We start from the raw sequence: 26,427 nt of genomic DNA, 5'->3' as shown, positions 1-26,427 counted from the left end.
TCCGACTATAGGTGCCCGCTCTTCGGCCGCGCGCGCAGCAGTTCGAGCCCGCGGTCCACGACCTCCGAGCGCTCCAGCCTCTCCACCCCGGCCAGCGGGAACCACGCCGCCTTGTCGGTGCTGCCGCCCACCTCGAAGCGCAGCTCCCCGCCCACGACGCGCGCCTCCCAGAACAGCCGCACCGCCTGGAACTCCGGCCGGGGATGGAAGCTGTTGACGCCGATCAGCACCTCGGGCACGACGGTGTATCCGGTCTCCTCCTCGACCTCGCGCACCACCGCGTCGTAGGGGTCCTCGCCGTGCTCGACGCCGCCGCCGGGCAGCGTCCAGTGCCGGGTCTCCCCGTTGACGTAGTGGGCGAGAAGGATCTCCTCGCCGCGCACGATCATGCCGTACGCGGCCAGCCGCCGCCGGTTCACAGCCCCGTGTTCCGCGCCAGGAAGGTCAGGGTGTCGGCCGACAGGTCGATGGTGCGGCTCAGGGAACGCGCCCCGTGCCCGACCTCGGTCTCGTTGCGCAGCAGCACCGGCCGTGAGGCGCCGCTCGCGTGCTGCAGGGCCGCGCACATCTTCCACGCGTGCAGCGGGTGCACGCGGCTGTCGGACTGGAAGACGGTGAACAGCGTCGCGGGGTACGGCACGCCCTCCCGCACATGGTGATAGGGCGAATAGCTCCACAACCAGCCGAACCCCTCGGGGTCGTCGGCCGAGCCGTACTCCACGTTCCACGTCGCGCCCAGGCCGAACAGCTCGTAACGCACCATGTCGAGCAGCGGAGCCGAGCAGACCACGGCCGCGTAGAGCTCCGGCCGCTGGGTGAGGGCGGCGCCGACCAGCAGGCCGCCGTTGGAGCCGCCGGAGATGCCGAGCTGCGCGGAGGTGGTGACGCCGGTGGCGATCAGGTGTTCGGCGGCGGCGTGGAAGTCGTCGAAGACGTTCTGCTTGTTGCCGAGCATCCCGGCGCGGTGCCAGTCCTCGCCCTCCTCGCCGCCGCCGCGCAGGTTCGCGATGGCGTAGACGCCGCCCGCCTCGACCCAGGTCAGGATCGAGGCCGAGTAGCCGGGCGTCATGGAGATGCCGAAGCCGCCGTAGCCGTTGAGTATCGTCGGGCGCGGGCCGTCGCGGTCGACCGGCTCGATGATCAGCATGCGGACCTCGGTGCCGTCCTTGGAGGTGTAGACGGCCTGCGAGGTCTTGACCGGCGGTACGTCGACCGCGCCGGGGGAGGCCGCCCACAGCGTGGTCTCGCCGGTGCGGGCGTCGTAGCGCTGGATGGTGGGCGGGGTGGTGTTGTCGGTGTAGCCGAACCACGCCTCGTGGCCGCCCTCGGGGCGCTCGGAGATGCCGCCGATCGAGCCCAGCCCCGGCGTCGGCACCTCGCCCAGGCGCTCGCCGTCCTCCAGGCGGTGCACGCTGATCTCGCTGATCGCGTGGCGGGTCCAGCCGACCAGCATGACCGGGCTGGTGAGATCGTCCAGGATCGCGAAGTCCGACAGCACCGCCTCGGCGTCCTCCGGGATCAGGTCGCGCCAGACCTGCGGCTCGGCGGGGTCGGCGAGGCAGATCCGGCCGCGCGGGGCGTCGCGGTCGGTGTGCACGTAGAGGCGGCCGTCGCGGCCGAAGTGCAGCCCGGTCTGCGCGTCCACGCCCTCCTGGACGACGACCAGGCCGGGGTCGTCGAGAGGGGAGGTGGTCAGGTCGGCCACCCAGAGGTCGTTGCGCGGAGCCGTACCCTCTGAGGCGGAGATCTGCAGCCAGCGGCCGTCGCGCGAGACCGAGACGCCGTAGTAGTTCGTCATCTTCAGCCCGGCACCGAAGATCATCACGTCGTCCTCGGTGGAGGTGCCGACGCGGTGCAGGTAGACGCGGCGGTGGAACTGCCGCTCGTTCTCCGGAACCTCCGTGCTCGGCAGGCGGCGCACGTAGTAGAAGGCCTCGCCGCCGGGCAGCCACGCGATGGGGGAGTAGCGGCAGCGGTCGATCGGCCCCTCCAGTCGCGCGCCCGTCGCCACGTCGATGACGTACAGCACCGATTCCTCGTCGCCGCCCACCGAGATCTGGTACGCCAGCAGCCGCCCTTCCTTGTCGGGCTGCACCGCGTCGAGCGTCGTCAGCCCCGAGGGGTCGATCGCCATGGGGTCGATCAGGGGGCGCTCGGCGCCGTCGGGATCCACGACGTAGTAGACCGCGTGCTCCTGGCCGGGCATGCGGCGGGAGAAGAAGTACCGCTCGCCGCGCCACACCGGGACGCCGACCGAACCCGACTGCAGAAGCTCCTCGATCCGCTCGCGGAAACGCTGCGGTTTCACCTGATCCCGGTACAGCGCTTCCTGCCCGAGCAGCCAGCCCTGGGTCTCCGGGCTGTCCGGGTCCTCAAGCCAGCGGTAGGGATCGGGCACCGGGGTGCCGTGCAGGTCGTCGACGAGCTCTTCTCGGCGTGCGGTCGGATACATGCCTTGACCCTACCGGCGGGGCGTAAAGCGCAGGTGATCCGGGCATAAAACACACCGTGCGTCCCTCTAGTTCGTTAAGAGGTGGCGGGATGCGCTCTTTTGACGACAGACTTGGGCAGAGGGCGGCGCCGTGGTGACACCATCCGTCGGGCCGTCCGGCGGAGGTCCACGTGACGGAAGCATCAGTGCCCCAGGAGGGGCCGCCAGCCGGGACATGCCACGGCATGTCCCCTTTGATACGCGCCCAGCGGGGAGAGTCCTCGTGATGCGCCAGGTCCTGCTGTTGAACGCCACCTATGAGCCACTGACCACGCTCTCGCTGCACCGTGCCATCGTGCTGGTGCTGAGGGAGAAGGCGGACGTCGTCCACCGTGACGGCAGGGGAGCGGTGCTCCGCTCGGCCAGCCGTACGCTGGAGGTGCCTTCGGTGATCAGGCTCAGGAGATATGTCCGTATTCCCTACCGGTCCCGCATCCCCCTGACCAGGGCCGCACTCATGCGCCGCGACGACTTCCGTTGCGCCTACTGCGGTCAGAAGGCCGAGACGATCGACCATGTCATCCCGCGCTCGCGGGGTGGCACGCACACGTGGGAGAACTGCGTCGCCTCCTGCACCCCGTGCAACCATCGCAAGGCCGACAAGTTCCTGGAGGAACTGGGATGGTCGCTGCGCGTGTCCCCGGCGGTTCCGCGCGGTGCCCATTGGCGGCTGATCGGCGCCTCCATGGTGGGCGACCCGCAGTGGGCGCCGTACCTGGAAGCCGCTGCCTGACGAAACCGCTTGGAGACCACATGCCGCGACCTGCGAGGATCGCGGCATGTGGTCTTTCACGGCGGACCTCGCCGCCTTCCCCGACGCCGCCACCGCCTTCCTGCTCGACGATCCCCTTCGCAACACCGTGCCGCTCACCGTGATGGCGGTCATCCGCGCCGGCATGCCCGCCGAGGGGGCCTACTACGGGTGGTGGAGCGTGGACGGGCAGGTCCGGGGGGCCGCCTTCCGTACGCCTCCGGCTCCGCTCGGGCTGGCCGCGATGCCCCCCGAGGCCGTCGAGGAGTTGGCCGGGGCCCTGGCCGATCGGGAGATTCCCGAGGTGATGGGGCCGCGCGAACTGGTCTCCGTCTTCACCCGGTCGCGCGGGGCGGTGCTCGCCGGCGCCGTCGAGGAGAGGCTGTACCGGCTCGGCCACCTCACCTGCCCCGACGTCCCCGGGCAGGCGCGCCGTGCCGTACCGGGGGATCTGCCGTTGCTCGTGAGCTGGTACCACGCGTTCGGCGAGGAGGTCAGCGTCTCCGCCGACCGCGGCGACATGACCGAGCGGGTGCTGCGCAGGATCGCCGCCGGTGACATCTTCCTCTGGGTGTCCGGCGGGGCTCCGGTGTCGTTCGCGGCGCTCTCGCCCGCACAGGGCGGGGTCAGCCGCATCGGGCCGGTGTACACGCCGCCGTCCTGCCGCCGTCGCGGGTACGGCGCCGCCGTCACCGCCCACGCCAGCCGGGCCGGCCTCGGCGAACGGGCCAAGGAGATCGTGCTCTTCACCGACCTCGGCAACCCGACGAGCAACGCGATCTACCAGTCGATCGGCTTCGAACCGCACGCGGACTACACCCACGTGACCTACGCGCCCTAATGTAGGGGCATGCCGCGTTACGACTTCCGCTGCCGCGCATGCGGCTCCACGTTCGAGGTGTCGCGCCCGATGGCCGCCTCCGACGACCCCGCCACCTGCCCGGACGGGCACGAGGACACCGTGAAGCTGCTGTCCACGGTCGCGATGACCGGCGGCGCCGCCGCTCCGCGTGGCGGTGGTGGCGGGGGCGGGTGCTGCGGAGGCGGCTGCTGCGGCTGATCCCGCAGGCCGTGTCAGCGGCCGTGTCAGGACGGTGACGGCGCCGCATCAGAGCGGTCGGCGACCGTAGCGGTCATGAACGGTTCCGCCATCGCCGCCCAGGGGCTGCGAAAGGCCTACAAAGACAAAGCCGTCCTCGACGGCATCGACCTGAACGTCCGAACCGGCACGATCTTCGCCCTGCTCGGCCCCAACGGCGCCGGCAAGACCACCACGGTGAACGTGCTGAGCACGCTCCTGACCCCCGACGCCGGGAAGGCGGTCGTCGCCGGGCACGACATCGCCACGCAGACCAAGGCGGTGCGCGCGGCGATCGGGGTCACCGGCCAGTTCGCCGCGGTGGACGAACTCCTCACCGGCGAGGAGAACCTGCTGATGATGGCGGATCTCCTGCACCTGCCCAAGGCGAAGGGCAAGCGCGTCACCGCCCGGCTGCTCGACCGCTTCGATCTGGCCGAGGCGGCGGGCAAGCGGGCGGTGTCCTACTCCGGCGGCATGCGCCGCAAGCTCGACCTGGCCATGACGCTGGTCGGCGCGCCGCAGATCATCTTCCTGGACGAGCCCACGACGGGACTCGACCCGCGCAGCCGCCGCACCATGTGGGAGATCATCCGGGAACTGGTCGCCGAAGGCACCACCATCTTCCTCACCACCCAGTACCTCGAAGAGGCCGACCAGCTCGCCGACCGCATCGCCGTACTCGATCAGGGACGGATCGTCGCCGAGGGCACCGCCGACGAGCTCAAGCGCCGGATCCCCGGCAGTCACATCCGGCTGCGGTTCGCCGACCGGCGCGCCCTCGACGTCGCGGCGCAGGTCCTGCGCGGGGCCACGAAGGACGACGACGAGCTGGCCCTGCGCGTCCCCGGCGACGGCGGGGTGCGGTCGCTGCGCGCGCTGCTCGACCGGCTCGACGCCCAGTCCGTGGAAGTCGAGGAACTGTCGGTGCACACACCGGACCTCGACGACGTCTTCCTCGCTCTCACCGGCCACGGCAACCAGGAGGTCAGCTCCCGATGAACGCCATCTCAGCTTCTTTCGCGGATTCCGCGACCATGATGCGGCGCAACTTCCGGCACACGATGCGCAACCCGCTGGCGCTGTTCAACGCCATCATCGTGCCGGTCTTCGTGATGTTCCTCATGGTCTACGTCTTCGGCGGCTCGTTCAGCGTCGGCACCGACTACGTCGACTACGCGACGCCGGGCCTGATCATCTTGACCATCGGCTACGGCATCGGCCCCACGGCCACAGCGGTGAACTCCGACATGACGACCGGATTCATCAACCGGCTGCGGGTCATGGACGTGTCACGGGCCGCGGTGCTGAACGCGCACGTGATCGCGATCATGCTGCGGACCCTGGTGTCCATCGCGATCATCATCGGGGTCGCGCTGCTGATGGGATTCAGCCCGACGGCGAGCTTCCCGCAGTGGCTCGGCGCGATCGGCATCGTCGCGCTGACGGTGCTGGCGATCGGCTGGCTGACCGTCGCGTCCGGACTCTCCGCGAAGACCCCGGAAAGCGCGGGTCTTGCCGGTGTCCCCCTGATGCTTCTTCCCTTCCTGAGCAGCGCGTTCGTGCCTGCCGACAAGATGGGGCCCGGCGTGCGGGAGTTCGCCGAGTACCAGCCGTTCACCCCGATCATCGAAACCCTGCGCGGGCTGCTGACCGGCACGCCGTCGACGGGCTCGGCCATCGCGGCCGTCGCCTGGTGCGTGGGGCTCTCGCTGGTCGGCTACCTGTGGGCGCGCGCGGCGTTCACGAAGCGAGCGTGACCTCGGCCAGCTCCCGCCAGTCCCGCTCCCGTCCGGCCAGAACCGCCTCGGTGAACGCGGTTTCACCGAGGCGATCGCGCGTCTCCCTGCTGATCCTGGAGGCGTCCGGCTGCGACAGGTCCGCGGCGCCGCGCACCCCGTCGCTGGCCGCGAGCAGCCGCGCCGCCTGCTCGTACTCGCCCCGGCGCAGCGCGAGATCCGCGATCCCGATCAACACCTCGGCCACCAGCGGCGGATACATCGCCTCCTCGGCCGCGCGGAGCGCCTCGCCGCGGTGCGCGCGCGACTGCTCCAGGTCCTCCTCGAGATAGCCGAGCAGGTCCAGGGACTTGGTGCGGGTCAGGAGACTCGGGCCTTCGTCGCCCGTCAGCGTCCGCACCGCCTCCACGTGCCGGCGTGCCTCGTCCGGCTCGCCGCGCCAGCGGGCGAGCTGCGCCTTGGACAGCTCCAGATCGGCCAGCTCCTCCGGCCAGGTGATCCCGCTCGCGCTCCGCTCCGCGTCGGACATCGCGCTCACGCTGGATCGCTCGTCGCCGAGCAGCCAGTACAGCTGCGCCTGCCGCGCCCGCAGGCTGGCCACTTCCTCCCGCACGCCCAGCTCGCGCAGAGCAGTCGCCGCCTCTTCGTAGTGCTCACACGCGCGGGCGAAATCGCCGCGCATGGCGAGCCGGTCGGCCTGGAAGGTCAGCGCCAGCGAGGTCCCCATCCGTTCGCCCAGCCCGCGGAACTCGGACAGGGAGGTCTCGATGTCGGTGTCCACGTCGGTCTCGTCGGCGCCGAGCGTGAGCCGCATCCGGCCGCGAGTGAGCCTGGCCTGCGCACGCACCCAGGGATGGTCACCGGTGATGAGCGGCTCCAGCGCACGCAGGAACTCTCCGGCCGGCTCGCGCAGCATCTGCTCCCACAGCTCGACGAACCCGAGCAGGGGATGGCGCGACCTGCTGCGCTGGGTGAGCCGGTGAGCCTCGTGGATCCAGTCCTCCGCCTGATACTGGTCGCGGCCGATCCCTGAGGTCAGGAACATGGTCAAGATGGCGTACGCCAGCGCCCGCACCTCGTCGGTGGCCTCACCGGGCACGGAACAGGCCGCCACGCTCAGCTCGGTGCCCTCGGCCCGGTGCCCGGCCAGGAACCAGTACCAGCCCGCGGCCCCGACCAGCCGCATCGCCTCCTGGGCCCATCCTTCGGCGATGGCCACGCGCACGGCCGTACTGATGTTGTCGTGCTCGGGCGTGATCGTGCGCAGCCACTCCAGCTGCGCGGCCGTACGCAGGTGCGGATCGGCCGTCTCGGCCAGCTCGGTGAAGTAGGCCACGTGCGCCCGGCGGGCCGACTCGGTCTCCCCGGCCTCGGTCAGCCGGTCGGCCGCGTACTCCCTGATGGTGTTGAGCATCCGGTAGCGCGGCGCGCCCTCGTCGTCGGTGAGCAGCAGCGACTTCTCGGCCAGCGCGGTCAGCACGTCGAAGACCAGCTCCCCGTCCAGCGCCTCCTCCGGGCACACGCGTTCCGCCGCCTCCAGGCTCACGCCGCCGGAGAACACCGAGAGCCGCCGCAGCACGCCGCGCTCGGCCTCGGTCAGCAGGTCCCAGCTCCAGTCGACGACCGCGCGCAGCGTCTTGTGCCGGGGCAGCACCGTACGGCTGCCGCTGGTCAGCAGCCGGAAGCGGTCGTCGAGCCGGCGGGCCAGCTGATCGATGGACATGGTCCGCAGCCGCGCCGCGGCCAGTTCGATCGCCAGCGGCACCCCGTCGAGCGCCCGGCAGATCCGCTCCATGGCCGCCAGCGTGGCCGGGTCCGAGCCGATGTCCTTGCGGACCAGATCCGCGCGGTCGCGCAGCAGCCGCACCGCGGGTGAGGATCCGATCTCGGCGGGCTCGGCGCCCTTCGCGGGCAGCGCGAGCGGCTCGACCTGCCACAGCACCTCTCCGGTGATGCCGAGCGGTTCCCTGCTCGTGGCCAGGATCCGCAGTCGCCGGCACTCGCCCAGCAGCCGGTCGGCGAAGGCCGCGGCCGCCTCGATCACGTGCTCACAGTTGTCGAGGACCAGCAGGATCGTGCGCTCGCGCAGCGCGGTGAGGAGCCGGTCCATCGGCTCCCCGCCCCTGGCGCCGCCGAGCAACGGCTGGTCACGCAGGCCCAGCGCGGTGAGGGCGGCCTGCGCCAGCTCACCGCCCGCCTGCACCGAGGCCAGTTCGACCAGCCACGCCCCGTCGGGCAGCTCGCCGAGCATCGTCCGCGCGGTCTCCGTGGCCAGCCTCGTCTTGCCGGAGCCGCCCGATCCCGTCAAGGTGACCAGGCGGTGCCCCATGGCCAGGCCGGCGACCGCGCCGACATCGCCGTCCTTGCCGACGAAGCTCGTCAGCTCGGCGCGCAGGTTCGTCCTGCGGTTCTCCGTCCGCTCGCCCAGCTCGCCCCGCAGCAGCGCCGTGTGCAGCGCCGACAGCTCGGCCGACGGGTCGGCGCCCAGCTCCTCGGCGAGCCGCTCGCGCGTGCGCTGGAACACGGTCAGCGCCTCGTTGCCCCGCCCGGCCTCGGCCAGCGCCCGCATGAGGGCGGCCACGAACCCCTCACGCAGCGGGTACGTGGCGACCAGATCGGTCAGTTCGGAGACCAGCTCCGAGCCACGGCCGAGCCGGATGTCGGCGTCCACTCGATCGCCGAGCGCGGCGACGTGGAGCTCGTCCAGGCGCGCGACCACGGCGTCGAACACGTCGCTGTCCTGCAGGGCGATGTCCGCCATGGCCGGGCCGCGCCAAAGCTCCAGGGCCGAGCGCAGCAGCTCCGCCCGATCGGCGGGCTCGGCGGCGCGGGCCTGGCCGACCAGCTGCTCGAACCGGGCCACGTCCACGGCATCAGGCGCCACGGCCAGCCGGTAGCCGCCGGCGTCCGCCTCGATGACACCGTCCGGCAGCACCCTGCGCAGCCGGGACACCAGCGCCTGCAGGGCGTTCACCTCGTCCGCGGGCGGCTGTTCCCCCCAGATCCAGTCCACGAGCCTCGCCCGTGTGATGATCCGGCCGGGTTCGAGGGCGAGTGCGGCAAGAAGCGCGCGCAGCCGAACGCCGGGCACCTCGACCGTGGCCCCATCGCGGTTCCGGACCTCGAAGGGCCCGAGCAGTCCAACTCGCACATCGGTCATTGTGCCGAACTTGCGGACGAGCTACTAATCGTCGTCGCACGGAGGCCGCAAACCACGGCCGACCTTCATCGGATCGTTATGGCGCGGGAGCGGGCTTCGTCATCGTCCTGACCACCAGCCGTGCCACCGCCTCGACCGTGGCCACGCCGTACCCCATGGCCGGGCTGCGCTCCGACAGCACCGCGAGCAGCAGGTCGTGGCCGCCGGTCTGGAGGCGGCCCACGCTGTTGACCGTCCACAGGCCGTCGTGGGCGCTGGCGGGGAGCCAGCCGTTCTTGAGCGCGACCTGCCCGGACCCCGCCGCCGCGCTCACCCCCCAGTCCTGCCCGGGCACGACGCTCGACATCAGCTCCAGGGCGAACCGCCGGTTGGCCGCCGTCAGCGGGCCCTCCGGATCGGTGAGCCGGTCGAGCACCTTCACCTGGTCCGACGGTCGGCTGCGGGTGGTGCCCCAGGAGTTCTCCGGCCAGGTACGCCGGACCCCCTGCTCACGCAGCACCGCGGTCAGCCCGTCGCGGCCGCCGACCGCCCGGTACAGATCGTGGGCGCAGTCGTTGTCGCTGACCCGGATCATCCTGCCCGCCACGCTTCGCTCGCGCTTCGTCAGCCGCCGCCCCTCCTCCTGCGCCTTCAGCGCGAGGGCCAGGAGGATGTCCACCTTGGCGACACTGGCCAGCATGAACGGCTCGCGCTCCCGGTAGGCGTAGCGGGTGGCCGCGACCCGGTCGTACACGGCCACGGCGGCACGGCCGGGCCGCGAGGCCAGATACCGCCCCAGCGCCCTGTCCAGCTTCCCCCGCAACTCGTCCGGCAACGGCCGCCCGCCGTCACCCGGCACCCCAAGCACCCGCTCGCCCGAGCTCGCCGCCGACACACCGCCAGGAAGACTTGGCTGCGTGTAGCTCCGAGGGCCGTCCTGCCCGCCAGAGGGGCCGGGCGCCCATCCGGCGGGCAGGACGGCCGCAAGGCCTGTCAGAGGTGCGGTCGTCAGGCCGGCCGGTGACCCGGACACCAAGCCCGTCGGCGGCCACCGGAACGCCGGCTCGAAGACCGCGGCGATCGTGTCGCCGGGCGCCGCGGGCCGGCCGGCGGCTGCCGGGGGGCTGGTCTCCACGCCGGAGCAGGCGGCCATGGTGACCGTGAAGGCGGTGATGAGCGAGATCCCCCGAACGCGCATGAGCGCGAGCCTGCCAGCCATCACGCCAACGACCATGGGCGGAGTAGGTCACCCAACCCCCAAGATTCCCCACCCGGCATGGGGGTGCCCCGGCCGGCGGGCAGCTGGGGCACGGGGCTGGGGTCAGGCGACCTTGCGGCGTTGGAACGGGAGGAAGCGGTCGGCCAGGTGGGGGCGGGACGGGGTGAGGGTGGGCTCGACGGCCAGTACGCGGTCGAACCTGAACGCCCGGATGCCGCGCCGCATCCGGCACACTCCCACGAGGTACCAGTACTCCCGGTGGACCAGGCAGGTCACCGGCTCCACGTCGCGGATCGTCACGTGGCCGGAGGCGTCCTGGTAGTGCAGGCGGATCATGAGGCGGCTGGTGATCGCGTCGGCGATGACGCGGGCGCGGGAGGCCACGTCGGAGGGCAGGGGATCGGTGAGCGTGGCCAGGGTGGTGGCGATGACGTCGTCGTCGAGGTCGAGGTGCTCGAAGACGTTGCGCAGGCCGCGCCGGGCGGTGACGGCCTGCGGGCCGGCTCCCAGGTGCGCGAGGGAGAGGGCGAGGGCGGCGATTTCGGCGGTCGTCAGCGGGCGGGTGTGAGACTTCACATCGATACCCATACCCAAACACTAGCTCCTGGCACCGACAATTTTCGAAAGCCTGTGCGGACTTCGCGCCGCCCATCCCGGTCACGCGGTGCTCTCGGCTGGTGCCGCCGGTCCCGGTCGCGTGGTGCTCTCGGCCGGTCCGGGCGTGCGCGCCGCCCCTCGGCCGTCTCGGGAGTCCGGTCGTCGAACGGCCCGCGTCCGGGCGGGGTGCCGGCCGGCTGAGGAGGGGCCGGGCCGTACACGGGACGTCAGATCCAGCCCTTACGGCCGGCGGCCACACCGGCGGCGAAGCGGGTTTCCGCGCCCAGGGCGCTCATGGCCACCGCGATGTGCCGCCGGACCGTGCGGACGCTGATCCCCGTCTCGTGCGCGATCTGCTCGTCCGTCTTGCCCGCCGCCAGTTGCAGCACCACCCGCCGCTGGGCCCTGGTGAGGGGGATGTCCTCGCCTTCGGCGTCCACCGAGTCCCGCCACATGAGGTCGAACCAGTCCGCCAGCATCCTCAGCAGGTCGGGCGAGGTGACAAGGAGGGCGGGCAGGCCGGTCGCGGTGGCGGCGACCAGGGCCATCGCGTCGTCGACCAGGATCATTTTGGTGGGGATGGCTCTGCGCATCCGTACCGTCTCACCGGCCACGGCGGAGTCGCTCATCAGCCGCCGGCCCCAGGGGACGTTGCTGTAGGCGGCGTCGTACAGGCCGAGGTAGCGGGCGCCGCCTTCCAGGGCGGCCGGAGGCGGGAGGAGGAGGCGGTGCGGCGTGGGCTCGGTTTCGAAGGCGATGGTGAAGGCGGCGCGGACGAGGCGGGTCCCGGCGGCGTACAGTTCCACGGCCTTGGCGGCGGCCTCCGCCATCGTCGGGATGACCTGGATGCCGCTGATCGGCGCAGAGGCGGGGTGGTCGTCGTGGGCGCCCCAGCGGCCGGCGAGCGCTCGCCAGCCCGCGGCGAGACGGGCCTGGCGGCCGGTGAGTTCGGCGTGTTCGCGGTCGAGGAGCGTGCGGAGGGCGGCGGCGATGCCGACCGGTCGGAGCAGGGCGTCGCCCTCACCTCCGCGGAAGGCGACGCCCATCGAGAGCAGTTCGAGGGTCTCCGGGGCCTCTCCGTCGACGTCCACGTCCAGCTCCAGCGCCCCGCTGGAGGTGAGCCGGTCGTAGAGCGCCTGTGCCTGCGGGCTCACCAGCCCGGCGAGGCTGTTCTCCGCCATCGGACCCTCCTATGGTCGTGGGATCAGCCCCAGCCCACGCCGTCGTCGAACCACAGCATGACTTCCTCCCCCGTATCTATGTGGAACTTCCTGACATGTCCTTTGTAGGAGAGGCCGGGAAGGCGCACAGCCTGGAGGGTTTCAGGGGAGGCCGGGGAACCGTCAGCGGCGGGCGGTCGCCTGTTCGCCCAAGGCGGCGATGCCGTACAGGAGACCGCCGACCAGATCGCCCACGCTGAACGCGGTCGCCATCGACATCGCGGTCAGCCGGCAGGCCCCGTCCGACAGCCACAGCCGGGCGCTCTCGCCGGTCACGATCTCCAGGGCCCTGCCCTCCAGGTCCACCAGGACGACCACGCCGTTGACGGCGTCGTCGCCCAGCGCCGCGTGCAGGCGTTCGGCGAAGTGGCGGCGCCCGCCGACGGGTCTGCCGAGGAAGACGCCGAAGCGCAGCCCGCTGCGGCGCTCGGCGAGCAGAAGGGCCTGGCGCAGGTCGTCGGCCTGGGCCGCGGTCAGTACGCGCATCGTCTCACCATCCAGCCGTCGCCCCGCCGATGTTCCTGCCCGGTTCCGCGGTCTCGGCCGCGTTCACCCAGTCGACCTCCGGCGTCCGCGCCCAGTGGGCGGCCCGGTCGGCCAGCACCAGGTCGGAGGTGCTGACGCCGGACTCGCTTCTGGACGGCCCGCCGAGCCAGACCGGCCCTTCCGCCGTCCTGCGGGCGCCGCCGCGCCCCGGCGCCAGGACCAGCAGGCTGATCAGCACGAAGATGCCGAGGGATGCACCGATGAGGAAGCCGAGGATCTGCCACGCGCTGCTCACACCATGACCGTAATCCCGGTTCGGCTGCCCGGCCAGACCTCATATGAGAGAGTCGGGAACCAAGATCCCCCACAAGAGGTCAAAACTGCTGTGGACACCCCAGAATCGATCGGTCGCTACCCGGTTGAGCGTGCCCTCGGCGCCGGCGCCTTCGCGTCGGTGTGGCTGGCGCGTGATGACCAGTTGCAGTCTTACGTCGCCATCAAGGTGCTCGCCGAGAACTGGTCGGTGGAGCCTGCGGTCCGGGAGCGGTTCGTCAAGGAGGCCAGGCTTCTGCGCCAGGCCGACTCGCCGCACATCGTGCAGGTTCATGACATCGGCGAGCTTCCAGACGGCAGGCCGTACTTTGTCATGACCTATGCGGACATGGGGACACTCGCCGGACGCCTCGCGGACGGGCCCCTGCCCGTGCCGGAGACGCTGCGGCTGCTCGGCGAGATCGCCGGCGGGGTCGGCGAGCTCCACCAGCTGGGCATTGTGCATCGTGACCTGAAGCCGTCCAACGTGCTGTTCCGGACGGTGACGGGTGGCGGCGAGCGGGCGATGGTGGCCGACCTCGGCGTCGCGCGGGCGCTCGCCGACGCCACGAGCCACACGATCGCCGCGGGCACGCCCGGCTACATGGCCCCCGAGCAGATGCGACTCGACGGCGCGCCCGACGAGCGCGCCGACGTGCACGGGCTGGGGGCCCTCGCCTATCACCTGCTGACGGGCCAGGTTCCGGGCTCCGGCGCGGTACGGCTGGCGCCCCACCGCCTGCGCCCCGAGGTGACCGAGCGGATCAGCGCGGCGGTGATGAAGGCCATCGACCCCGACCCGGATCGCCGCTGGCGGAGCGTGGCCGACTTCGACGCGGCCCTGCGCGGCACCGAGCCGGACGTGGCCGCCGACCTCCCCGGCGACGACTCCGAGCCGAAGCCCGGGGAAACGGCCGCCAAGCCGCGTACGCCATCGGGCAAGGCGCTGCTGGCCGGCGGCACGGCCCTGGTGCTCGCGGGCGCGGTCGTGGCGGTCCTCCTGACCCGCGGCGGCGGCCCCGAGCAGCCGCCCGGCACCGGCGGCACCACCCCGAGCGCGGCGGCCCAGCCGCACAACGACCTGCGCGACGACGCCCCGGTGCCCCAGCAGTACCGTCAGATGATCATCGAGGCCGGAACCTGGTGCGCCGACGTCAAGGGCCTCTCGCCCGCGCTCATCGCGGCGGTTCTGAAGGTCATGAGCGACTTCGACCCCGACCTGACCGACAAGGAGAACGACGAGTTCGGCATCGCCCGCTGGACCCCCAGAGTGCTGCGGCACTGGCAGCCGAACGGTCTCGCCCAGCCCGAGCCGCGCCCGCCCTACAGCGTGGAGCTGTCCGTGCAGTCCATGGGCCGCTTCTTCTGCGTCCTCGGGCCGCAGATCTCCAACATCAAGGGCGACCCGGCGGCCAACCTGGCCGCGCTCTTCCTGTCCGGCGTGGAGCCGATGAAGCGCTCCAAGGGCATCCCTCCGTTCACGAAGGAGCGAGTGGACCTGATCATGAAATATCGGGGCGAGTACCAGAAGAGCTAGGGCAGCAGCCGTAGGTCCGTGTCGATCACCAGGTTGAAGCGGAGCGCCAGGTTGATGAGGGCGGCACGCTGCCAGTCGGCCTTGCCTCCCTCGTCGGCCTGCTTCACCCGCAGTTTCGTCCTGGCCAGGTAGTCGATGTGGAAGTTGGCTCCGCTCCTGGTCAGGCCGTGTCCTGACAGCCGCTCGATGAGCTGCGGCACCGTCGGCACCACGGTGCTGGACGGGTCGCGCAGCCGGGGCTCGCAGAGCGCGACCAGGATGAGGAAGTACTTGGCGGTCCGGTCCAGCGGGAAGACGCCCATGGTGGTCGCCCCCGATCCGGCCACGGTGGCGGCCTTGCCGTACACGTGCTCGGGGGCGAAGACGAGGAAGCCGGTCGTGCCGTGCTCGGCGGGAAGGATCACCCGCGAGAACTCGAACGGCACCGGCATGCCCATCCGCTGCGGCGGCACCTTGACGAACTCGCCGCCGCCCTCGGGGTTCTCGACGACGTAGGTGCGGTCGGTGGTGAGGTTGGCGATCAGCCAGTAGTCGTCGACGGCGGTGATGCGCCCGGCCATGCGCGACACGGCCCGGTCGGCGATCACGATGTCCACGGGGACGTCGTCGGCGCCGCGGCCGAACGTGGCGGATTCACCGGGATTGAGCTCGGCCGCCACGGCCGTGTCGGTCTGGATGAGAACGGTGCGCATGGCCATGGTTGTAACGTCCTCGCCCTCTGTGCGGCCATCTGTAAGGTTCCAGGGTCTACCAGACCTCGGGCCGCCGATCACCCCAGAATCCGCCCCGGTACGCCTCGACCTGAGCCGACAAGGAGATCAAAACCCCCTCCTCCCCGGTACGGCCGGCCAGCATGACCCCGATCGGCAGCGCGTCCTCGGTCCAGTAGAGCGGCAGGTTCACCGCTGGCTGCCCGGAGACGTTGTAGATCGCCGGGAAGGCGGCGAAGCGCTTCATCCGCTCGAAGGTCAGCTCGGGGTCGTCGCCCTCCTCGAACCAGCCGACGGGCCGGGGCGGCAGGGTGACGGTCGGGGTGAGCACGGCGTCGTAGGCGTTCGTGACCGTGAGCGCGATCCTCGTGGCGAGCTGGAGCGCCGACTGCGCCTGGAGGAAGGACGGCGCGGGGGTGGCGAAGCCGCGCTCGCGCAGCCATCGGGTCAGCGGCCTGAGCGTGTCCTGCCGGTCGTCGGCGACCGGATGCATGCAGGCGAAGGCGTACCAGAGCGTCACGAACTGCGGCACCAGCTCGGGCCCGAACGGCGGCGCGATGTCGACGACCTCGTGCCCGAGCGCGGCCAGCGTCTTCGACGCCTCCTCGTAGGCCGCCAGGACCTCGGGGTCCACCTCGGTGCCCGGCACCACGGGCTCGGCGTAGCGGGCGACGCGCAGCCGTCCGGGCTGCCGGGTGGCGCACTCCAGGAAGGTGCCCGCCTGCGGCGGGGCGAGGTAGAGGTCGCCGGGGTTGTTGTGGGCCATCACGTCGAGCAGCGCCGCGGCGTCGGCGACATTCCGGGCGATCGGCCCGTTGGTCGACATTCCCGCGAGGTCAGGGATGATCGGGGCGAAGCTGATGCGGCCGCGGGTCGGCTTGATGCCGAACAGGCCGCACACGGAGGACGGGATCCTGATCGAGCCCGCGCCGTCGCTACCCTGCGCGACGGGCGCCAGACCGGCGGCCACGGCGGCCGCCGCGCCGCCGCTCGAACCGCCCGCCGAACGCGTGAGGTCCCACGGCGTCCGGGAAGGAGGTGACACATTTGTCTCTGTGTAGCAAGGCAGCCCGAACTCGGGGGTCGCCGTCTTGCCGAGCATGACCGTGCCGGCCTCGCGCAGCCGTTCGACCACGGTGTCGTCGACCGGCGCGACGAAGCCCTGGTAGCTGCCCGATCCGAACATGATCGGCACGTCCTTGACCAGATTCAGGTCCTTGATCGGCACCGGGACCCCGGCCAGCGGGCCGTCGGGCAGAGCCTTCTCCAGCGCCCGTGCCTGGGCGATCGCCCGCTCCGCCGTGACGGTGACGTACGCGCCCACCTCGGCGTCGAGACGGTCGATGCGATCAAGGTAATGACGGGTCAGCTCGAGCGGCGACAGCTCGCCGTTCCTGATCGCTTTGCCCTGGTCAAGAGCCGAGAGATCGTGAATAGCACTCACACTACTGAACAGTAGGGATCTCTAGCGGAGAATGTAATAGATACCCGGAAATCGGACGAGGAACACGATGACCTGGGCCATAAAAGTATGGACGCCCTAACACTAGGAAACCCGACGATCAGCAAGCTACCTTGAGTTACGTGGACTCCGACCTCCAGCGAGAAGACGGTCACAATACGTCACCGATCTGGGTGAGCGACAGGCCGGAAGATGAGGCCCCCGCGGCCAAGAAGTCGCCGGCCGCGACGCCCGCGTCGACGTATGCCCCCATCGAGCGCGCCTCGGTGCGCGCGCTGCTGCGGCAGCCTCGATATCGCCGCCTGCGCAACCGCGCGCTGCTGGCGATAGGCGTCGGCGTGGTCGTCGGGATCCTCGTCCGGGACTGGCGTATCGGCGTCACCGCGGCGATCGCCGCGGCGATCGCCGACACCGTCTACCGCGCCCGATCCGCCTCGACCGTGCCCGCCTGGCGGCGTTCCTCCGTGGCGGAACGCCGTACGGAAGGCCAGCTCAAGAGGCTCGAACGCAGCGGCTACCGCACGCTCCACGCCCGCGCGATCCCCGGCAGCGAGGCCCAGATCGACCACCTGGTCATCGGCCCCACCGGCGTCTACGCGGTCGACTCGGAGAAGTGGGACAAGCGGCTGCCCGTACGCGTGCAGATGGGCAAGAAGCTCTTCCACGGCCCCTTCGACATGAAGCCCAGGATCACCGAGGCCAAGCTGGAGGCGTCGCAGGCCGCCGAGCTGATCAGCAAGGCCTTCGGCCGCGAGATCGCCGTCGTGCCCTCGCTGGCGATCTACGGGCCGCCGGTGCCGTGGAAGGTCATGACCATCCGCGGCGTCGACGTCTACGAGGGCACCCGGGCGCGCAAGTGGATCACGAAGCGGGAGCACGCGCTCACCGAGGAAGAGATCGACCGCCTGTACGAGATCGCCGAGAGCGTCCTTCCTCCTCGCTACGGCGACGGCTGAGGCGTTCGGCCAGGTCGTCCAGGTCCCCGGCCAGCTCGTCGCTGGCAGGGATGCCTGTCTCCGGCACCCGGGACAGCATCGCGCTGCCGAAGCCCGCGACGATCACCGCCTGGTCGACCAGTTCGTCCACGTCCGGCCACGGGAAGCCCGGCTGCGCCAGCACCAGCGCGACGCACCCGTGCATCGACGACCACAGCGTGAGCGCCAGCCGCCTCGGGTCGCCGCGCAGGATGCCCGACTCCACGCACCGCTCGACGACGGCCACCATGTGCCCGAAGCAGGCCGCCGCCGCCTCCGGCACGGCCGCCGCTCCCCTGGGCGCGGCGGCGCGGTCGCCCGGGGGTGGCTTCATGAGCAGCACCCGGTACTGCACGGGATGGGCCAGCGCGAAACGCGCGTAGGCCCGGCCGCAGCGGCCCAGGGCGCGGAACGGGTCGCCGTGGTCGTTCTCGCGGAACAGGCGGGCCAGCTCGTCCCAGACCCTCAGGCAGACCGCCTCCAGCAGGGCTTCCTTGTCGGCGAAGTGCAGGTAGACGGACGGCGTCGAGATGCCGGCGCGGGCGGCGACGGCCCGCAGCGTCAGTGCCTCCTCGGTGCCGGACTCGGCCAGCAGGTCCTCGGCCGCCCGCAGGATGTCCTCGCGCAGGAGCGCTCCCTCGCCGCGCCGGGCTCTGGTCCTGGTCATGCATCTCACATTGACGTTGTTAAGTTAACGATGTCAACCTGAGCGCATGGCGATATTTCGTGATGCGACCGCTGTGACCCCCCAAGACGGCGGATACGCCGCCACCCTCGACCCGCAGTGGGCCGTGGGCACCAAGCTGCACGGCGGCTACCTGCTGGCCGTCCTGGGCCGCGCCGCGGTGGCCGAGGCCGGCGCCGGGCACCCCCACGTGACCGCCGTCAGCGGCGCCTTCATCGAACCGCCCGGCTTCGGCCACGCCGAGGTGAGTGTGACCAGGCTGCGCGTGGGCAAGAGCGTCGCCCAGGTGCGCGCCGACCTGTCGCAGGAGGGCAGGCCGCGTGTCTCCGCCCTGATCACGCTGGGCCGCCTCGACGACTCCGATCCCTGGTGGACGGCCTCGGAGCCGGTGGACCTGCCGCCCGAGCAGGAGTGCTTCCTGTCGCCGGTCGACCCGCCCGGCGCGCCGTTCCCCGTGCCGCTGATGGGCGTGGTCGAGGAACGCATCAACCCCGGCCACCTCGCCTTCGCCTTCGGGCAGCCGAGCAAGAAGGGCGTGATCGCCACCTGGCAGCGCCTCGGCGACGGGTCCGACTGGGACCCGCTCAGCCTTCTCGTGGCCCTCGACCCGGTGCCGCCGGTCACCTTCGACCTGGGGCTGCCCGGCTGGATGCCCACCATCCAGCTGTCGGCCTACGTCCGCCGCCTGCCCGCGCCGGGGCCGGTCCGCGTCAAGCTGGAGGCCACCGACGTCGGCGGTGACCGCATCGACCAGGTCGCCCACGTCTGGGATGGCAAGGGACGCCTGGTGGCCCAGTCCACCCAGCTGGCCGCGGTCCGGCTGCCCGCCTGATCACCGGTACTTCTCCGCCACCTCGGAACACCAAGGACTCGACCCGGCGGGCGGGCCGCAGGCGCCCACCTGCTGGGGGCGTTCCGCGCCCTTGGCGCGCAGGATCAGCACGGGCTTGTCGCGCGGGTACTGCCGGGCCGTCCCGCCGCCGAAGTCGATGCCGCCCGTCGCCCCCTGGATCGCCGGACCGGAGGCGGTGTGCAACATGCTGAGCTGCCGCCACACCGTGTACGAGTTCACGGGCACCGCGTGCCGCACCGGGCCGCCGAGCCGCCGGATCGCGGTGATCAGCGTCTCGGCGGCGTCGTAGGACAGGGCGGCGTGCCCGTCGAGCGTGCGCCCGGCGCCCGGCTCCTGGCACTCGAAGGTGAACGTGCGGAAGAGCTGGTCGTAGAAGTCGTGCGGCTGCGGCTGACCGCACCGGTTGGGCGCCACGGCGAACGACTGGTAGTAGAAGGGCACCTGGCCCACCTCGCCGCGCAGCCGTACGTCGGCGGCGTACCGGGAGATGTCGTCCCCGGCCAGGATGGTGGGCGGGGTGGCCGGGCAGGTCTCGTTCACGCCCTTGATGAAGGCCTGGAAGTCGGGGATGCCGCGCCCGGCGAAGTACACCAGGCCCTTCGCGTCGCACGCGCTCACCCCGGCCTGGCGGGGCTCGCCGGCGTAGGGGTGATCGTTGGGGTCCTCGGGGCCGGGCTTGGGGCTGCCGATGGGGGTGAAGCGCCGGTTCTCCACCGCGAACCCGGCCTCGGTGAAGCGGGCGGACACCTGCTTGCGCAGGTTGTCGCTGTAGTAGTCGCTGACGTCGTGGGAGTAGTAGAGGCGCGCCCGCGCCGGCAGGCCGAGCGTGGTCGCGAAGGCGGCGGCGACCGCGGCCTGCCGCTTGTTCTGCGGCGCCACCTGGAAGTAGAACGGCGACTCCTCCACCAGCCGGTCGGCGGAGAGCGTCGAGGCGACCATGGGCAGCCCGGCCTTGCCGAGCGCGTGGATGGTGGCGACGGTCTGCCTGCGACTCTGGTCGAGCCCGACGACGCCGACGATGGGCGCCTCGGCCTCGCTGGAGGAGACGAGCAGGCGGGCGATGGCCTCGCCGTACTGCATGCGACCGCCGCCGTTGGCGACCAACAGCCGCACGATGGGCTCGCTGGCGCCGGAGGAGTCGTTCTGGTTCTTCTGCGCGATGGCCACGCCCGCCAGCCCCTCGCGCACCGCGGCGAGCGAGTCGCGGTTGCCTGAGGTCAGCGCGGCGAGATAGACGATCGTCACGTACGGCCGCGCCGCCTGCGCCTGATCGGCATGCAGGGTGGCGGCCCGCTGGTTCTCCTCGTGGATGCGCCGGTGAACCTGGGCGATCTCCGCGGTGCTCGGCGTGAACAGGTACCCGGGCTCGGCCACGCCGACGCACTCCGCGCCCATGAGCTGCCTGCCCGACTCCGCCCACGGCGTCCACAGCCCGGTGGCGCACGAGGTCCGCTGCCAGGCCACGGTCTGCCCCGCGTAGGCGCCGGCCGTCGCGGCCAGCACGCTCCAGAACAACGCGATCGCCACCGGCGTGGACCACCAGGGCGGCTTCCTGGTCGGCGGCACCCAGAACCGGCTCGCGGTGCTGAGCACGACCGGATCCTTCGGCAGGCCGGGCGCCCGCACGTCGAGCGGCTCGCGCAGCACCTGCAGCGCCGCGGCCCGCCCGGAGGCGACGAGCTCGCGCCGCCAGCGGATCAGCGCCGAGACCGGGTCCTCCTCCTCGGCGGTGGGCGGGTCACCGCCGGGCAGGTAGGTGACCACCACGACCGGGTCGAACGACTCCAGGTTGGAGCGCCGCTCCGCGATCAGCTCGACCAGTTCCCCGCCGTGCTCGTTGAGCAGGAGCAGCGGGTAGAAGACGTGCCCGGCGCCCCGTACGTGCAGCGGCGTGCGCCGGTACTGCAGGCTCAGGTCGTCGAGGAAGGCCGACAGCAGCAGCCGGTCGACCCGCCCGGAGTCGGCCGGGTCGAGGTCGGCCAGCAGCGCGGGCAGCCCGGCCTTGGCCGAGTCCTGGGCCAGCGCCGTCCGCAGCGCGCGCAGCCGGCCGCTGAGCAGGGGCGCCTTCCCGCTGAGCCGCCAGTCGTGCAGGAACGGCGGAGCCAGCCTGAGCAGGACGTTGAACGGGAACGGCACGCTCTCGCCGCCCCGCTCGGCCGCCTCGATGCCCCAGCCCCAGGTGCGGTCGACCGCGCGCAGCGCCTCGCGGGCCGCCTCCTCGGTGTCGGGGCCGGCGTCGGCGTGCCGGGCCGTCCAGGCGGCCAGGACCTTCACCGTCATCCGGTAGCGCGGGAAACGCAGGCCGGGCATGCGCCTGAGCTTGCCGTCGGCCGACGAGCGCCGCTCGGCGCCGGCGCTCAGGTCGGCGACGATCCTGGCCAGGATGACGGGCACGGTGTCGCCGGGCGCGATCTCGGGCTTGGAGCGCCGGATGCGGGTGGAGATCACCGGCCGTAACGCGACGGCGTCCCTGACCAGGAACTCGGGCCAGTCGCCTGCGTTGCGCAGGCGCATGATCGGGATGCCGCGGCGGCCGGTGTGCTGGGGGCGTTCCTGCGGTTCCTCCTCCTGCCGCTCGAAGCCGGCCGGGACGTGCGGGGAGTCCTGCACGCCCTCTCCCCGGGCCGGTCGCCGGCACAGCCGGTCTATCGTGTGGATGAAGTTGCCGACCCTGGCCGTGAGGTCGGACTCGACGCGCCCCGAAGTCATGCGAACCTCGATAGCACCGTCGGTCGATCTTGTCACCGTTATCCCGAGCCGTGGACATGCGTCTCAGCTGTCGGGCGATAGCCGTACCATGGTGAGGACTCACTCACGATGGGAGAAGCTCAATGCCCGCCCTCAGGTCACGTACGGTCACCCACGGTAGGAACATGGCCGGAGCCCGGGCCCTCCTCCGGGCGACCGGCGTAGCCGGGAGCGACTTCGGCAAACCGATCGTCGCGGTGGCCAACAGCTTCACCCAGTTCGTGCCGGGCCACGTGCACCTGCGCGAGGTCGGCGACGTGGTCGCCGGGGCAATCAGGGAGGCGGGCGCGATCCCGCGCGAGTTCAACACGATCGCCGTCGACGACGGCATCGCGATGGGCCACGGCGGCATGCTCTACTCGCTGCCCAGCCGCGAGCTGATCGCCGACGCCGTGGAGTACATGGTCGAGGCTCACTGCGCCGACGCCCTGATCTGCGTCTCCAACTGCGACAAGATCACGCCGGGCATGCTGCTGGCCGCCATGCGGCTGAACATCCCGACCGTCTTCGTCTCCGGCGGGCCCATGGAGGCGGGCAAGACGCTCGGCAAGAAGCTCGACCTCATCGACCCGATGATCGCCTCCGCCGACGACAGCGTCTCCGACGCCGAGTTGCTGGAGATGGAGGAGAACGCCTGCCCGACCTGCGGTTCGTGCTCGGGCATGTTCACCGCCAACTCCATGAACTGCCTCGCGGAGGCGATCGGCCTGGCCCTGCCCGGCAACGGCACCATCCTGGCCACGCACAAGCGGCGCGAGCAGCTCTTCAAGGACGCCGGCCGCACGATCGTCCAGCTGGCCAAGCGCTACTACGAGGACGACGACGCCAGCGTGCTGCCGCGCGCGATCGCCACCCGCGAGGCCTTCGAGAACGCGATGGCGCTCGACGTGGCCATGGGCGGCTCCACCAACACGATCCTGCACATCCTGGCCGCGGCCCGCGAGGGCGAGGTCGACTTCGGGCTCAAGGAGATCAACGAGATCTCGCTGCGGGTGCCGTGCCTGTGCAAGGTGGCGCCGGCCACGAACAAGTACCACGTCGAGGACGTCCACCGCGCCGGCGGCATCCCGGGCATCCTGGGCGAGCTCGACCGCGCCGGGCTGATCCACCGCGACGTCCCGACGGTCAACGGCGGCACGCTCGGCACGCTCATCGAGGAGTGGGACCCGGTCTCGCCGACGGTTTCGCCCGAGGCCGTCGAGCTGTGGCACGCCGCGCCCGGCAACGTGCGCACGATCAAGCCGTACTCCCAGGACAACCGCTGGGACGACCTCGACCTCGACCGCGCGGATGGCTGCATCCGCGACCGCGAGCACGCCTACAGCGCCGACGGCGGCCTGGCCGTGCTCTACGGCAACATCTCCCGCGACGGCGCGGTGGTGAAGACGGCCGGCGTGGACGAGTCGATCTGGAAGTTCTCCGGCCCCGCGGTGGTGTTCGAGTCGCAGGACCACGCGGTCGAGGGCATCCTCGGTGGCAAGGTCAAGGCGGGCGACGTGGTGGTCATCCGCTACGAGGGCCCCAAGGGCGGACCCGGCATGCAGGAGATGCTCTACCCGACCTCGTTCCTGAAGGGCAAGGGCCTCGGCAAGGTCTGCGCGCTGGTCACCGACGGCCGCTTCTCCGGCGGCACCTCGGGGCTGTCGATCGGCCACGCCTCGCCCGAGGCGGCGGAGGGCGGCGCGATCGCGCTGGTCGAGGACGGCGACATCGTCGACATCGACATCCCCGGCCGCCTGCTGGAGCTGCGCGTGCCCGAGGCCGAGCTGGCCGCCCGCCGCGAGCGCCTGCTGACCGAGCTGGGCGGATACCGCCCGCGCGACCGCAAGCGCCCCGTCAGCGCGGCACTGCAGGCCTACGCGGCGATGACCACGTCGGCCTCGACGGGCGCCTCGCGCGACCTGTCGCAGCTGTCGTCACACCTCGTCCAGCGGTAGCGAGGCGAAGCCCGGCACCTGCTCGGGAATCACCAGCTTGCCTCTTGAGGTCAGCAGGGAGGTGGTCAGCGCCGTGGCCACCTCCTTCAGCGCCGCGCCGACCGGCCGGGTGCGGTCGGCCAGGAAGGCGCCGTGGGTGGCGACCTGCCGGATCGTCTCCGCGTTGCAGTCGCCCACCCCGAAGGCGATCACGTTCGGCCGGGCGGAGAAGGCGGGCGAGAGCAGATCCCGGTAGGAGGTGGTCCAGCTCTCGTCGTTGGGCCTGCCGTCCGACAGGAAGAAGACCGTGGGCCGGTAGACCGTGCCGCCGTCGGCCTTGATCAGGAAGACGTCGCGTTCGATGGTGGCGCGCAGCAGTTCCATGGCGGGGCCGTAGCGGGTGCCGCCGCGGGCGCGCAGCTGGGGGAGCACGTCCAGCGCGGCCAGGTCGGCCAGCGGGAGCAGTACCTCGGCGGTGCCGGAGAAGCCGACCACGCACAGCCGGGTGGCGGCGGGGGCGTGGGCCATCTCCAGCCGCAGCGCCTCCAGCCCGGCGTTGACCGCGTCGAGCGGCTCGCCGATCATCGAGGCTGACTCGTCGCAGACGAAGTAGAACGGCAGCACGTGCTCCGGCGTGGCCGAGACCGTCTCCGGGGCGGCCACCGGGGGAACCGGCCGGCGTAGCGGCTCGCCGTACCCGACGAGGGCCTGGAAGAGCTCCATCACGGTCGGGCGGCGCGCGGACCGCTTGGCCAGGCAGCGCTCGACGAGCGTGCGCAGCGTGCCGGACAGCGGCCCGAGCTCGGGCTCGGCGTGCGCGATGCGGTTGGCCAGCGCGGCGAAGTGCCCGCTCGTGCCGAACGGCGGCATGCCCGACGCGGCGAAGACCATCGTCGCGCCCCACGCCCACACGTCCGCCTTGGGCCCGAGCGGGCCCCCGCCGAACTGCTCGGGCGCCATGTACGGCGGAGTGCCGATCTGGGTGTGGCGGGAGAAGTCGGTGGCCTCCAATGCGCGGGCGATGCCGAAGTCCACCACGCGCGGCCCGTCGGGACCGATGAGCACGTTGGCGGGCTTGAAGTCGCGGTGCACGATGCGGGCGCCGTGGATGGCGGCCAGCGCGGTCGAGGTGAAGATGGCCAGGCGTTCGAGCGCGGCGCCGGAGAACGGGCCGTCGCGCTTGACCGCGGTGTCCAGCGAGGGTCCGTTGACGAACTCACTGATGATGTACGGCATGTCGCCGTCGATGTCGGCGTCCAGGATGACCGCGGTGCACGCCCTCGGCACCTTCAGCGCGGCGGCCAGCTCCCCCGCGAAGCGCCTGCGCGCCTCGGCGTCGTGGGTCCAGCCGGCCCGCAGCACCTTGATGGCGGCCAGCTCGCCGGTGGGGGAGCGGCCCAGGTAGACCAGGCCCTGGCCGCCCTCGCCGAGCCGGTTGAGTATCTCGTAGCCGCCGACGTGGCGGGCGTCGCCAGGACGCAGGTCAGCCGGCACGCCAGACCGCCTGCCTCGCCCAGTCGGCGCCGATCTTGCCGGCCTGCCGCAGCAGGTTCGCGGCCAGCACGCACTTGGCCGCCGCCGCGTTCAGCATCGAGGCGGCGGCCCGCGCGCCGGGGTCGGGTAACGCGCCCACCAGCGCGGCCAGACGGGTGATCCGCCCGGCGGCCACGTAGAGCTCGGCCGCGATCCGGTCGGCCTGCCCCAGGCTCTCCACCAGGGCCCGCGCGATCCGCTCCAACTCCGAGCCGTTCATCTCACACCCGGTTGGCGTAGTCGGTCGCGGTCTTGGCCGCGCTGTGCAGTGAGCCCGCCGCGGCCTTGACCGCCCGCGAGGCCTCCTGCAGCACCGCGATGATCTGCTTGTCCGCGGCGGTGGCCGAGCCGCCGATGAGCTCCTGCACGCGCGCGACGGCCTGGGAGAACTTCACGTCGAAGGCCTGGATGCCGCCCGCCGCCTGCCTGGATTGGTAGGCGACGTCGTGCAGCTGCTGCTTGACCTGCTGGATCTGGGACATCTATACGGCTCCGATCACGAGGACCAGCACGATGACGAGCGCGACCGCCCCGATGAGGGCGTACATCCAGACCGGTCGCCGGGACGGCGGCGCCACTGGCCGGGGCGGCGGAGGAGGGGGCGGCGGCGGATTGGCCGTGACCAGGGAACGGGCCGACCGAAGCTCGGCGAGGCTCTCGTTCAGCCCCTCCTCCAGCCGCTCCAGCGTGGCCAGCGCGGCCCTGGCCGTGGTGGGAACCCCCAGGTCGAAGCGGTCCGCGAGGCCCTCACGAGGCACCTCGCCCTCGGTCATGACCTTGTGGCAGAGCCCGTCGAGCTGCCCGAGCCGCCTCTCCACCTGCTGCCTCTCCTGTACGGCCGTGGCCAGCCGCTTCTCCGCGGCCGACACCGCCCGCCCGGCGGCGGCCTCGACCGCGTCCAGCCGGCCCCGCCCCGCCTCGGCCGCCCGCGCCAGCACCCCGAGCGCCTCGGTGTACTCCTCCCACGCGCTCACCCG

At 71.8% G+C, this 26,427-nt stretch carries 25 protein-coding genes; 9 read left to right on the top strand and 16 right to left on the bottom strand.

The features are described from left to right. Positions 1 to 5: 5 nt before the first annotated feature. Together ACIBHY_RS43745 and ACIBHY_RS43740 are read right to left on the bottom strand one after the other, a co-directional pair. Positions 6 to 419: an NUDIX hydrolase gene (locus ACIBHY_RS43745; RefSeq protein ID WP_397255098.1), complete on the bottom strand. Its 414-nt coding sequence runs from the start codon at positions 417 to 419 to the stop codon at positions 6 to 8. Further along, positions 416 to 2,452: a prolyl oligopeptidase family protein gene (locus ACIBHY_RS43740; protein ID WP_397255100.1), complete on the bottom strand. Its 2,037-nt coding sequence runs from the start codon at positions 2,450 to 2,452 to the stop codon at positions 416 to 418. The genes ACIBHY_RS43745 and ACIBHY_RS43740 overlap by 4 nt, the downstream gene beginning before the upstream one ends. Positions 2,453 to 2,717: 265 nt before the next feature. Here ACIBHY_RS43740 and ACIBHY_RS43735 point away from each other — a divergent pair, with 265 nt between their 5' ends. From ACIBHY_RS43735 to ACIBHY_RS43715, 5 genes are all read left to right on the top strand, one after another. Further along, complete coding sequence (locus ACIBHY_RS43735) at positions 2,718 to 3,224, top strand: HNH endonuclease (protein ID WP_184959584.1); 507 nt, start codon at positions 2,718 to 2,720, stop codon at positions 3,222 to 3,224. A gap of 46 nt (positions 3,225 to 3,270) precedes the next feature. Continuing rightward, positions 3,271 to 4,083 (top strand): GNAT family N-acetyltransferase, encoded by an 813-nt coding sequence (locus ACIBHY_RS43730; protein WP_397255102.1) that lies wholly within the window; start codon positions 3,271 to 3,273, stop codon positions 4,081 to 4,083. A 9-nt stretch (positions 4,084 to 4,092) separates the two neighbouring features. Beyond that, positions 4,093 to 4,302, top strand: a complete 210-nt coding sequence (locus ACIBHY_RS43725; protein WP_397255104.1) for a zinc ribbon domain-containing protein — start codon at positions 4,093 to 4,095, stop codon at positions 4,300 to 4,302. Positions 4,303 to 4,377: 75 nt separating this feature from the next. Continuing rightward, on the top strand, positions 4,378 to 5,322 hold the full coding sequence (locus tag ACIBHY_RS43720) for an ATP-binding cassette domain-containing protein (protein ID WP_397255106.1): 945 nt from the start codon (positions 4,378 to 4,380) through the stop codon (positions 5,320 to 5,322). Continuing rightward, the gene (locus ACIBHY_RS43715) at positions 5,319 to 6,080 is read left to right on the top strand and encodes an ABC transporter permease (protein ID WP_397255108.1); all 762 of its coding nucleotides are present in this window, start codon (positions 5,319 to 5,321) and stop codon (positions 6,078 to 6,080) included. The genes ACIBHY_RS43720 and ACIBHY_RS43715 overlap by 4 nt, the downstream gene beginning before the upstream one ends. Here ACIBHY_RS43715 and ACIBHY_RS43710 read toward each other — a convergent pair. The 6 genes from ACIBHY_RS43710 to ACIBHY_RS43685 form a co-directional block, all read right to left on the bottom strand. Then, a complete protein-coding gene (locus tag ACIBHY_RS43710; RefSeq protein ID WP_397255110.1) occupies positions 6,064 to 9,219 on the bottom strand; it encodes a BTAD domain-containing putative transcriptional regulator in 3,156 nt (1,051 codons plus the stop codon). The genes ACIBHY_RS43715 and ACIBHY_RS43710 overlap by 17 nt on opposite strands. A gap of 76 nt (positions 9,220 to 9,295) precedes the next feature. Then, positions 9,296 to 10,417, bottom strand: coding sequence for a serine hydrolase (locus tag ACIBHY_RS43705; protein ID WP_397309873.1), 1,122 nt, complete (start codon positions 10,415 to 10,417; stop codon positions 9,296 to 9,298). A 102-nt stretch (positions 10,418 to 10,519) separates the two neighbouring features. Beyond that, positions 10,520 to 11,005 carry a helix-turn-helix transcriptional regulator gene (locus ACIBHY_RS43700; RefSeq protein ID WP_379614975.1) on the bottom strand — a complete coding sequence of 162 codons (486 nt, stop codon included), beginning with the start codon at positions 11,003 to 11,005 and terminating at the stop codon, positions 10,520 to 10,522. A gap of 236 nt (positions 11,006 to 11,241) precedes the next feature. After that, positions 11,242 to 12,195 (bottom strand): response regulator transcription factor, encoded by a 954-nt coding sequence (locus ACIBHY_RS43695; RefSeq protein ID WP_397255114.1) that lies wholly within the window; start codon positions 12,193 to 12,195, stop codon positions 11,242 to 11,244. A gap of 162 nt (positions 12,196 to 12,357) precedes the next feature. Beyond that, the gene (locus ACIBHY_RS43690; RefSeq protein ID WP_397309816.1) at positions 12,358 to 12,720 is read right to left on the bottom strand and encodes a DUF5130 family protein; all 363 of its coding nucleotides are present in this window, start codon (positions 12,718 to 12,720) and stop codon (positions 12,358 to 12,360) included. A gap of 4 nt (positions 12,721 to 12,724) precedes the next feature. Further along, positions 12,725 to 13,015, bottom strand: coding sequence for a hypothetical protein (locus tag ACIBHY_RS43685; RefSeq protein ID WP_397309815.1), 291 nt, complete (start codon positions 13,013 to 13,015; stop codon positions 12,725 to 12,727). 90 nt (positions 13,016 to 13,105) lie between these two features. On the opposite strand from ACIBHY_RS43685, the gene ACIBHY_RS43680 reads away from it, so the two are divergent. Then, positions 13,106 to 14,569 (top strand): serine/threonine-protein kinase, encoded by a 1,464-nt coding sequence (locus ACIBHY_RS43680; RefSeq protein ID WP_397309814.1) that lies wholly within the window; start codon positions 13,106 to 13,108, stop codon positions 14,567 to 14,569. On the opposite strand, the gene ACIBHY_RS43675 is transcribed toward ACIBHY_RS43680, so the two are convergent. Together ACIBHY_RS43675 and ACIBHY_RS43670 are read right to left on the bottom strand one after the other, a co-directional pair. After that, positions 14,566 to 15,261 (bottom strand): winged helix-turn-helix domain-containing protein, encoded by a 696-nt coding sequence (locus tag ACIBHY_RS43675; protein ID WP_379614985.1) that lies wholly within the window; start codon positions 15,259 to 15,261, stop codon positions 14,566 to 14,568. The two genes, ACIBHY_RS43680 and ACIBHY_RS43675, sit on opposite strands and share 4 nt — an antisense overlap. A 55-nt stretch (positions 15,262 to 15,316) precedes the next feature. Continuing rightward, the gene (locus ACIBHY_RS43670; RefSeq protein ID WP_397309813.1) at positions 15,317 to 16,723 is read right to left on the bottom strand and encodes an amidase; all 1,407 of its coding nucleotides are present in this window, start codon (positions 16,721 to 16,723) and stop codon (positions 15,317 to 15,319) included. A 140-nt stretch (positions 16,724 to 16,863) separates the two neighbouring features. Between ACIBHY_RS43670 and ACIBHY_RS43665 the strand changes: the two genes are divergently transcribed. Beyond that, the gene (locus ACIBHY_RS43665) at positions 16,864 to 17,697 is read left to right on the top strand and encodes a nuclease-related domain-containing protein (protein ID WP_397309812.1); all 834 of its coding nucleotides are present in this window, start codon (positions 16,864 to 16,866) and stop codon (positions 17,695 to 17,697) included. Here ACIBHY_RS43665 and ACIBHY_RS43660 read toward each other — a convergent pair. Then, entirely contained in the window at positions 17,624 to 18,382 is a 759-nt protein-coding gene (locus tag ACIBHY_RS43660; RefSeq protein WP_397309811.1) for a TetR/AcrR family transcriptional regulator, read from the bottom strand. The two genes, ACIBHY_RS43665 and ACIBHY_RS43660, sit on opposite strands and share 74 nt — an antisense overlap. Positions 18,383 to 18,455: 73 nt before the next feature. On the opposite strand from ACIBHY_RS43660, the gene ACIBHY_RS43655 reads away from it, so the two are divergent. Then, on the top strand, positions 18,456 to 19,232 hold the full coding sequence (locus ACIBHY_RS43655; RefSeq protein ID WP_397309810.1) for a thioesterase family protein: 777 nt from the start codon (positions 18,456 to 18,458) through the stop codon (positions 19,230 to 19,232). Here the strand turns inward: ACIBHY_RS43655 and ACIBHY_RS43650 are convergent, their stop codons facing one another. After that, on the bottom strand, positions 19,233 to 21,962 hold the full coding sequence (locus ACIBHY_RS43650) for a hypothetical protein (protein ID WP_397255130.1): 2,730 nt from the start codon (positions 21,960 to 21,962) through the stop codon (positions 19,233 to 19,235). Between the two features lie 122 nt (positions 21,963 to 22,084). On the opposite strand from ACIBHY_RS43650, the gene ilvD reads away from it, so the two are divergent. After that, positions 22,085 to 23,938, top strand: coding sequence for a dihydroxy-acid dehydratase (gene ilvD / locus ACIBHY_RS43645; RefSeq protein ID WP_397255132.1), 1,854 nt, complete (start codon positions 22,085 to 22,087; stop codon positions 23,936 to 23,938). Here ilvD and ACIBHY_RS43640 read toward each other — a convergent pair. Genes ACIBHY_RS43640 through ACIBHY_RS43625 form a run of 4 tightly spaced genes read right to left on the bottom strand, consistent with a single transcriptional unit; the run spans position 23,918 to position 26,424 of the window. After that, positions 23,918 to 25,411, bottom strand: a complete 1,494-nt coding sequence (locus ACIBHY_RS43640; protein ID WP_397309809.1) for a protein kinase — start codon at positions 25,409 to 25,411, stop codon at positions 23,918 to 23,920. The two genes, ilvD and ACIBHY_RS43640, sit on opposite strands and share 21 nt — an antisense overlap. Next, on the bottom strand, positions 25,401 to 25,670 hold the full coding sequence (locus ACIBHY_RS43635) for a hypothetical protein (protein ID WP_397255136.1): 270 nt from the start codon (positions 25,668 to 25,670) through the stop codon (positions 25,401 to 25,403). Before ACIBHY_RS43635 ends, ACIBHY_RS43640 begins: the two co-directional genes overlap by 11 nt. Before the next feature lies 1 nt (position 25,671). Continuing rightward, complete coding sequence (locus ACIBHY_RS43630) at positions 25,672 to 25,932, bottom strand: hypothetical protein (protein ID WP_397107920.1); 261 nt, start codon at positions 25,930 to 25,932, stop codon at positions 25,672 to 25,674. Beyond that, positions 25,933 to 26,424: a hypothetical protein gene (locus ACIBHY_RS43625; RefSeq protein ID WP_397255138.1), complete on the bottom strand. Its 492-nt coding sequence runs from the start codon at positions 26,422 to 26,424 to the stop codon at positions 25,933 to 25,935. Between the last annotated feature and the right edge of the window lie 3 nt (positions 26,425 to 26,427).

The sequence above is a fragment of the Nonomuraea sp. NPDC050547 genome, from assembly GCF_044457345.1.
GTDB lineage: Bacteria > Actinomycetota > Actinomycetes > Streptosporangiales > Streptosporangiaceae > Nonomuraea.
Note: the sequence above shows the minus strand (reverse complement) of the source record. Positions and strands in the feature narration are given on the sequence as shown.